Source organism: uncultured Microbacterium sp., assembly GCF_963521645.1.
Classification (GTDB): Bacteria; Actinomycetota; Actinomycetes; order Actinomycetales; family Microbacteriaceae; genus Microbacterium.
In genome coordinates, this window is the sequence record NZ_CAUQVQ010000106.1 from 1 (window position 1) to 7,455 (window position 7,455).

10 protein-coding genes are annotated in these 7,455 nt (G+C 71.2%); 2 read left to right on the forward strand and 8 right to left on the reverse strand.

Annotated elements, in window-relative coordinates; genetic code table 11:
* Positions 1–15 precede the first annotated feature (15 nt).
* Positions 16–813: a membrane protein insertase YidC gene (locus tag RWO82_RS14405; protein ID WP_314428220.1), complete on the reverse strand. Its 798-nt coding sequence runs from the start codon at positions 811–813 to the stop codon at positions 16–18.
* Between the two features lie 59 nt (positions 814–872).
* Positions 873–1,145: a DUF6412 domain-containing protein gene (locus RWO82_RS14410; RefSeq protein ID WP_314428221.1), complete on the reverse strand. Its 273-nt coding sequence runs from the start codon at positions 1,143–1,145 to the stop codon at positions 873–875.
* 54 nt (positions 1,146–1,199) lie between these two features.
* On the opposite strand from RWO82_RS14410, the gene RWO82_RS14415 reads away from it, so the two are divergent.
* Positions 1,200–2,246, forward strand: coding sequence for a DUF561 domain-containing protein (locus tag RWO82_RS14415; RefSeq protein ID WP_314428222.1), 1,047 nt, complete (start codon positions 1,200–1,202; stop codon positions 2,244–2,246).
* Between the two features lie 21 nt (positions 2,247–2,267).
* On the opposite strand, the gene purU is transcribed toward RWO82_RS14415, so the two are convergent.
* Complete coding sequence (gene purU, locus RWO82_RS14420; protein WP_314428223.1) at positions 2,268–3,119, reverse strand: formyltetrahydrofolate deformylase; 852 nt, start codon at positions 3,117–3,119, stop codon at positions 2,268–2,270.
* A 77-nt stretch (positions 3,120–3,196) separates the two neighbouring features.
* Here purU and RWO82_RS14425 point away from each other — a divergent pair, with 77 nt between their 5' ends.
* Positions 3,197–3,676, forward strand: coding sequence for a glutaminase (locus RWO82_RS14425; RefSeq protein ID WP_314428224.1), 480 nt, complete (start codon positions 3,197–3,199; stop codon positions 3,674–3,676).
* On the opposite strand, the gene RWO82_RS14430 is transcribed toward RWO82_RS14425, so the two are convergent.
* From RWO82_RS14430 to RWO82_RS14450, 5 genes are all read right to left on the reverse strand, one after another.
* Entirely contained in the window at positions 3,667–4,398 is a 732-nt protein-coding gene (locus RWO82_RS14430) for a glutamine amidotransferase-related protein (RefSeq protein WP_314428225.1), read from the reverse strand. The genes RWO82_RS14425 and RWO82_RS14430 overlap by 10 nt on opposite strands.
* A gap of 19 nt (positions 4,399–4,417) precedes the next feature.
* Positions 4,418–5,167 (reverse strand): LysR substrate-binding domain-containing protein, encoded by a 750-nt coding sequence (locus tag RWO82_RS14435; RefSeq protein WP_314428226.1) that lies wholly within the window; start codon positions 5,165–5,167, stop codon positions 4,418–4,420.
* A 55-nt stretch (positions 5,168–5,222) separates the two neighbouring features.
* Entirely contained in the window at positions 5,223–5,630 is a 408-nt protein-coding gene (locus tag RWO82_RS14440; RefSeq protein WP_314428227.1) for a DapH/DapD/GlmU-related protein, read from the reverse strand.
* A 93-nt stretch (positions 5,631–5,723) separates the two neighbouring features.
* Positions 5,724–6,497: a DNA-formamidopyrimidine glycosylase family protein gene (locus tag RWO82_RS14445; RefSeq protein WP_314428228.1), complete on the reverse strand. Its 774-nt coding sequence runs from the start codon at positions 6,495–6,497 to the stop codon at positions 5,724–5,726.
* The gene (locus RWO82_RS14450) at positions 6,497–7,282 is read right to left on the reverse strand and encodes an EI24 domain-containing protein (protein ID WP_314428229.1); all 786 of its coding nucleotides are present in this window, start codon (positions 7,280–7,282) and stop codon (positions 6,497–6,499) included. The genes RWO82_RS14445 and RWO82_RS14450 overlap by 1 nt, the downstream gene beginning before the upstream one ends.
* Between the last annotated feature and the right edge of the window lie 173 nt (positions 7,283–7,455).

Genomic DNA, 7,455 nt, shown 5'->3' on the forward strand with positions numbered 1-7,455 from the left:
TGCCTCTGAGCTGCCTCACGCACCCGAGGTCGCGCCCGCCGTCCGGCCGGCGCGGCCTCGGGCATCCGGCAGCGGATAGCGGCGACGCAGGATCACCCGCTGCACCAGGGTCCAGATCACCGTGACCGTCAGATACAGCGCTGCCGCGAGTGGGACGAAGGCGGCGAACACGACCGTCAGGTAGTGCAGCGCCCCGGCGATGCGCATCATGCCGGGGGAGGAGAGCGGCGAGTCCGCGGCGTCGTCGGGAACGGGCGCCGGGCGCAGGGCCCGACGACTGATCTCGGCGACCACGAGCATGACGACGGCGAGTGCGCCGAACACCCACAGCGTCGCGGGTGACGACGCTCCGCCGAACACCGCCGACACCAGGCTCGTGCCCAGCGGCGCCCCGAACAGATCATGCGAGAGCAGCTCGTTCGGATGACCCGCGATCATCGGGTGCAGGAACAGCGTGTAGAGCACACCGACCACCGGGGCCTGCGCGAGTGCGGGCAGCAGGCCGGCGAAGGGCGAGGTGTTCTCGGTGCGGTACAGCTCGAGCATCTCCTTCTGCAGGCGCTCGGGATTCTTCTTGTGGCGGCGCTGGATCTCGCGCAGCTTCGGCGCGAGTCGAGCCCTGGTCTGCTCGGCTCTGGCCTGGGAGATGCCCACGGGAATGAGCAGGGCCCGCACCAGCAGCGTGACGAGCACGACCGCGAGGGCGGCGGCGGATGCGCCGGCCAGCGGCTCCAGCAGCGAGGAGAGCCCCGCGAGGGCTCCGTAGGCCGCATCGAGCAGCGCGGCGAGGGGTGGGAAGGCGAAGATGTCCATGGAAGTCCGTTCGTGTGTCGGGAAGGGTCGGCGAAGCCGCGCGGTCCCGTACAGACGGACTACGCGGCGACGGCGACTCCCGGCGCACGAGGACGCGGGTGCCCTGCGGCATCCGGATCGCTCTGTGCGAGCAGAGTCGAGACATCGATCGCCCGCATCGGATGCGGGGTCGCGCCCTCGGTCGGGGCGACGAGGCTGAGCGCCACGGCGATCGTCACCGCGGCGAGTGCGATCAGCGCGATCGCGAGCCCCAGGGTGGCGGCGTCCGGCATGGCGATCAGGCCGAGCGCAGACGCGACGACGCCGAGCACCTGCCCGAACCACTCGCTCATGCGCGCCTCCCTCACGGCGAGGGTAGCACCGTCGCACGGGCGTAGCCTCGGAGCATGACTGATCTGCGCGCTCTCCTCGGCATCGATCATCCGATCGTCCTCGGCCCGTTCGGCGGCCTCTCGTCGGTGCCGCTCACCGCGGCCGTGAGCCGGGCGGGCGGTCTCGGCGGATACGGCCTGTACGGCATCGACGGCGACGGCATCCGATCGACCGTCGCCGAGCTGAAGCGGGCGACCGACCGCCCGTTCGCCGTGAACGTGTGGCTGCCCACAGGCGACGAGGTGGAGCCGAACGCGCAGCACACCGTGTTCGCGCAGGCGCTGCAGCCGTTCTACGACGCGGTCGGCGTCGAGGTCCCCGCCAGGCCCGAACGCTACATGCCGCCGCTCGACGAGCAGCTCGACGCGATCTGGGACTCCGCACCGCCCGTGCTCAGCGTCGTGTTCGGCGTGCCTGCGGGCGATGTCCTCGACGAGGCGCATCGCCGGAGCATCCGCGTGATCGGCACGGCGACGACCGTGGCCGAGGCGATCGCGCTCGCCGAGGCCGGAGTCGATGCGGTGGTCGCGACGGGTTCCGAGGCCGGAGGTCATCGCGTGTCGTTCCTGCGGCCGGCGGAGGAGTCGCTCATCGGCACGTTCGCCCTCGTGCCGCAGGTGGTCGATGCCGTCGACGTGCCGGTGATCGCGGCCGGCGGCATCGCGGACCGCCGCGGTGTGGCGGCCGCCCTCGCTCTCGGCGCCTCGGGCGTGCAGGTCGGCACCGCCTTCCTCGCGACCGCCGAGTCGGCCGCGAACGACGCGCACCGCCGAGCGATCCGCGGCACGGCGGCCGACGACACGGTGCTGACCCGGGCGATGAGCGGAAGACTGGCCCGCGGGGCCCGCAATCGCGCGGTGCGGGCGATCGAGGCGAGCGGCACGATCGCGCCCTTCCCGATGCAGAACTGGCTCACGGGTCGATTCCGCGCCGCGGCGGTCCGGCAGGAGCTCGGCGAGCTGCAGTCGCTGTGGATGGGGCAGGGCGCACCCCTGGCGGCGTACCCGACCGCCGCAGAGGCGTTCGCGGAACTGCGTGCGGGGCTTCCCGATATCGGCTGAGCCGCGCAGCTCCTCAGTTGCCTAGAGGATGACGGTCGAACGGCCGTGCACGATCACGCGGTCCTCCGCGTGCCACTGCACGGCGCGGGCGAGCACCAGCCGTTCGACGTCGGCGCCGCGGCGCTGCAGCTCGGCGGCCGATTCCGAGTGCGTGACGCGAGTGACGTCCTGCTCGATGATCGGGCCCTCGTCGAGGTCCGGCGTCGCGTAGTGCGCGGTCGCGCCGATCAGCTTGACTCCGCGCTCCTTCGCGCGTGCATACGGGTTCGCGCCGATGAACGCCGGAAGGAACGAGTGGTGGATGTTGATGATGGGAGCGCCGAGTTCGGTGATGAAGTCGTCGGTGAGGATCTGCATGTAGCGCGCGAGCACGACGAGGTCGACGTTGCCCTGGAGGAGCTCGAGCTGGCGCTGCTCCATGGTCCGCTTGTCGCCCGAGGGGATGTGCACGAAAGGCACGCCGAACGAGCGCACCGACTCGGCGAGGTCCGGGTGGTTCGAGACGACCATCGTGATGTCGATGTCGAGCTGGCCCCGCTGCGTGCGCCACAGCAGCTCCATCATGCAGTGGTCGTACTTCGAGACGAAGATCGCGACGCGCTTGCGGCGTGCGGTGTCGTGCAGAGACCACTCCATGCCGAATCTCTCGGCGACGGCCGCGATGTCGGCCTCCAGCGCCGGGCGCGCCGCGGACAGGCCCGGAAGGTGGATCACCGTGCGCTGGAAGAAACGACCGCCCTCGGAGTCGGTCGAGTGCTGATCGAGCGAGATGATGTTCGCACCGTGCTGAGCGAGCACACCGGCGACGGCGGAGACGATGCCGGGCTGGTCGTCGCAGGCGATGAGCAGGCGGGCGGTGTCGGGCTGAGACATGGGGACTCCTCGAGGGTGTGCCTCGATTCTGCCGTGCCGACTGCCCGCCGAGCGAATCGCGGTCCTACCCTGAAGGGATGGACATGCACGCGGTCACGGCGTCGGAACTGCTCGCGAACGCGGTCGGCGAGCTCGCCGGTGCGCCGCGAGAGGGGCTCGGCGAGGAACGGCAGTCGCGGTGGCGCGGGCACCGGATTGTCCGCATCGGAGACGCGTGGCATCTCGGGGTGCTGCTGCTGACCGAAGACCGAGTCCTCGCGACCGCCGAGGTGCTCCGAGCCGCAGACCCGGGGCGTCGCGGCTACACCGCCGAATCCGCCCGCGAGCGAGCGGCCCGTCGCGCTCTGGCACTGCGGGGAGGATTCGGGGAGGGCGAGGTCGCGCACATCGGATGGAGCGTGATCGACGTGGCGGCGGTCGACGCGGGCGGAGCGTCGGGTCCGCTCTCGGTGATCGACGGCGTGCCCTCGGTGCGGTGGAGCAGCGCGGGCGGGTGGATGCCGTTGGAGGCATATCTCCGCGAGCGGGTGCGCCTGCTGCGCGACGCTCAGAGCTGAGTCGCGGGCGCGAACGTCTCCGCGAAGCGACGCAGCAGGGCCGCACCCTCGGTGACGGATGCCGCGAGCACCTGCCGCTGCACGATGTCGAACTCCTCGGGATCGAAGTACCCGGTCGTGCGGTAGAACGTCATGCGATCGGCGAAGTCCCGCGGAGTGGGTTCGGGATGGAACTGCGCGGTGTACAGGTGCGTCCCCACGCGATACGCCTGCACCGGGCAGGCCGCGTTCGTGGCGAGCAGCACGGCGCCGTCGGGCAACGCCGCCGCGCTCTCCTTGTGCGCCGTGAAGACCGTGAGCGAGGGGGCGCTCGGCCCGAAGATCGGGTCGTCGGCCGCCGCCGCGGTGGTCTCGATGACGGTGGCGCTCGCGGACTCGGGCGTGGCCGAGGTGACCTCGCCCCCGAGCATGCGGGTGACGACGCCGATGCTGAAGCAGGTGAAGAACGCGGCGATCTCTCCCGCGGCCGCGCTCCGCGCGATGCTCTCGAGATCGGCCTCGACGCGACGCTGCTCGACGGACTTCGCGGGGTCGGTGACGTTGAAGGGCGAACCGCCAACGACCACGCCGCGGTAGCGCGCGAGTCGAGCGGGGTCGAGGCGCTCGGTCAGCAGGTCGAGTCGGTCGACGACATCGACGCCGAGCGCTCGCCGGAACGAGGCGTGTTCGGCATCCGCCGCCCCGAGCTCAGGACGCACGCAGACATAGAGAAGCGAGACCACCACGTGAGTCTAACGAGGGTCAGCGAGACGAGTTCGCGGTGCGTCCGCGGACGATGCCCACGAAGGTCTCGACATCGGGCGTCGTACGCTCTCGCGGCCAGGCGAGCGCGACGGTCGATGTCGGGCCGTCGGCGAGCACCCGGTGATCGGTGTCCTTGCGGTGGTGCAGTCGGGCGAGCGACATCGGCACGACGACGACGCCGACTCCCGTCGCGGCGGTCGCGATCGCCTCACCGGTGGGCAGGGGAGCGAAGGAGGGGGCGACAGACCCCGGCACCTCGAACCCCGCGAGCGCATCGTCTACGGGTGTCATCACCACCTCGCCGGTGAGATCGGCGAGGGTGAGCTCATCGGCCGCCATCAGGTGCGACTCGATCGAGGCGACGACCACGGGCAGCTCGTCGTAGAGGGGGATGACGTGCACCGCATCAGGCGACGGTGCCTGACCCCGAGCATCGATCAGAGGAAGTCGGATCAGAGCGGCGTCGACGCCCGCGAGGGCATCGTGCTGGGCGGTCACCTCGATCGGGACGAGTTCTAGCGGGACGCGCGGCATGCGCTGCTTCCACGCGTCGATCCACTTTCCCGGGGTCGCCCCGGCCACGGCGCCGAGACGGAACGTCCGCGGCTCCTCGGCCTCGGGAGCGTCGAAAGCCACCGAGGAGGTCTTCCTGGGCGGCTTGGGGGGCGGAAACCGCTGGGCGGGCGCGGCCTTGTTGCGCCGCACCTGTCCGGGCGGGCGCGCAGGACGCCGCTGTGGTTTCGCCATGTGCCCAGAGTACCCGGCGGGTATCCACCCGCAGGGCTCTCTCAGTCGGGCGGACTCAGGCGGCCAGCCAGAGTCCTCGGCGGTCGGTGGCCACGGTGAGCCCGGCGGCCACGATCTCATCGTCGCCGATGCGTGCACCGCGCACGATGCGTGCGCCGGCTCCGACCTCGGTGCGCACGCCCACGTGGGCGTTGTCGCCCACTGCGGCGCCCTGGCCGATGTGCGCGTGCGCGTCGATGTGCGCTCCCTCGCCGATCACGGCGTCGGGTTCGATCCAGGCACCCCGGGCGACCGTCGCCCCGGCTCCGACACGCGCTCCGGGTTCGATGTACGCACCCGCCTCCACGTGCGCCTTGGGGTGCACCTTCGCGCCGTGCGCGACGAGACCGCGACCGTTCGCGTGCTTGCGGTATCGCAGCGTGGCGCCCTGGTCGTTCTCGATGTCGATGTAGTTCTTACCCACGATTCCTCCCCGTGTTCCGAACCTCTTCCGAACCTGTTCGGATATATCAACAACCACGGGACCGCTCGATTCATTCCCGAGCATGGAATCGGTTCACGACTGGCACACGGGACACCAGAACGTGATGCGCTCGCGGGTGGGATCCGCCCCCAGCTCGCCACGGCGGATGAGCGTTCCGCACCGGCGGCATGGACGCCGGTAGCGGCCGTAGACCCACGTGCCCTGACCCGGTCTGTCGACGCCGGTGAAGGTGCGATGGCGTCGATCGCGATTCGCGCGGATCGTGCGCACGCCCAACTCGAGCAGTGCGACGATGTCGACGTCGGGCGTGGGCGTGGTGGGCAGCACTCCGCGCAGGAACAGGAGCTCGGCCGCATACTCGTTGCCGAATCCCGCGACATTGCGCTGATCGAGCAGCGCGACATGGATGGCCCGGGTGTCGGCGCCGAGGCGTCGCGCGGCCTCCGCAGCATCCCAGTCGGGGCCGAGCGGGTCGGGACCGAGATGGCCGACCAGCTCCTGCTCGTCGCGGGTCGGCACGACCTCGATCTCGGCCAGGTCGATGCCGACCGCCTCACGCTGCGCGGTGCCGACTATCGCGCGCACCTTGAAGGCCGGATGCCGCCACTTCTCGCCGGGCCGGTAGGTCAGCCAGGCGCCGTCCATGCGCAGATGGGAATGCAGTGTGCTGTCGCCGATGCGCAGCAGCAGGTGCTTGCCGCGGGGGATCGAGGCGATGATGGGCTGTCCGGTCAGATCGACGGTCGCGAAGCGCGGGACGCGCAGATCGAAGCGCGTGACCTCGGAACCGACCAGCGCCTCGTCGAGTCGGCGCGCGGTGCGGAAGACGGTGTCGCCCTCGGGCATCAGTCGGATCCCGGGAACGGCGACGCCTGCGCGGGGGAAGGCCCCGTCGTGAGCGGCGTGCGCTCCAGCATGCTGCGGGCGAGCAGCGTGGATCCTGCGACGGCCGCCGGCATCACCGCGACCGCGCCGCCCGGGACGAGGAAGCACAGCTGCGTCGCGACACCGAAGCCGAGCACGCGTGCGCGGCTGCCGCGGAACAGCAGCGCCCGATCGGCAGGGGAGAGGTCACGCGCGTCGAAGGCGCGGCCCGTGAGCTCGCGCGCGAGCAGTCGTCCGGTCAGCGTGACACCCAGCACCGCGCCCAGCACACCGCCCACCAGCGGGAGGAACCCGATCACCAGCACGGCGATCGCGACGAGCAGGCCCAGGAGCACGAGCCGGAGGCCCTCGCCGAGCGCGGTCCAGAAGCCGCCGCCCTCCGATCCGGGCGCGTCACCGAGGTCGGTCTCGACCGCGTGCCAGATGCGCTGGTAGAACGGGTCGCCGATCGCGAGGGCCAGAGCGCTGAACACGGCGCTCGCGAGGGCGAGAGCTGCGACGAGCACGACGAGGCTCACCGCGCCGCGGAACAGCGAACGCCACGGCTCGAGCCACCGGTCGGCGAAGGGCGTCAGCGCATCCGAGATGAGCCCGAGCGAAAGCGCCAGCGGCACCAGGACGGCGATCAGCAGCGCGGCGGCGATCAGGGCGGGGACCAATCCGAGCGCCATGAGGCCGGGACGCCGTCGCCAGGTGCCGAAACCCCGCAGGAGGGTGCGCACGCCCTCGAAGAACTCCCCGATCATGCCTCCAGCCTAGGAGGCCGCGGCGGGAACGGTCTCTTCGCGCACGAGTCACGCAGCATCCGCACGTTGACGTCGCGCATCGAGCGGACTGCCGCGGACTGCCGCGGACTGCCTGGGACTGCATGGGCTCCGGGCGGCACTGCAGAGGGCGCGTCCCGACGACGACCGTGGCG